This window comes from Idiomarina sp. UBA4206 (genome assembly GCF_002383015.1).
Taxonomy (GTDB): domain Bacteria; phylum Pseudomonadota; class Gammaproteobacteria; order Enterobacterales; family Alteromonadaceae; genus Idiomarina; species Idiomarina abyssalis.
In genome coordinates this window covers 75927-76239 of the sequence record NZ_DFTS01000025.1, presented here as the reverse complement: position 1 = coordinate 76239, position 313 = coordinate 75927, and the positions used below count along the sequence as shown (strand labels likewise).

The following is a 313-nucleotide window of genomic DNA, read 5'->3' as shown; positions in this document are numbered from 1 at the left end:
CGAATAAGCCAAAGGAAAGCCAGACTGGGTATGACCATAACCGCGGTTAGTACAAAAAACAGTGCCCAGTTACCCTGCATAGAGTCGACAATAACACCGCTGTAGGACGCTAGCATGGTTTTACCCAGGGTTCCCAGTGAGGCCATCAATGCATATTGGGTTGCGGTGAAAGTTCGGTTACAGAGCAGACTGATAAAAGCAACAAAGGCAACGGTAGACCAGGCGCTGGTAAAGCCATCAATCAATACTGCGCTTAAAAAGAGGCTAGTATCGGGGCCGACTAACGCTATCCAGGAAAACATCAGGTTAGACG

The 313-nt window shown here is 48.6% G+C and carries 1 pseudogene; it reads right to left on the bottom strand.

Annotated elements, in window-relative coordinates:
* A pseudogene (locus B3180_RS05650) lies at positions 1–313 on the bottom strand (MFS transporter); the annotation flags it as partial.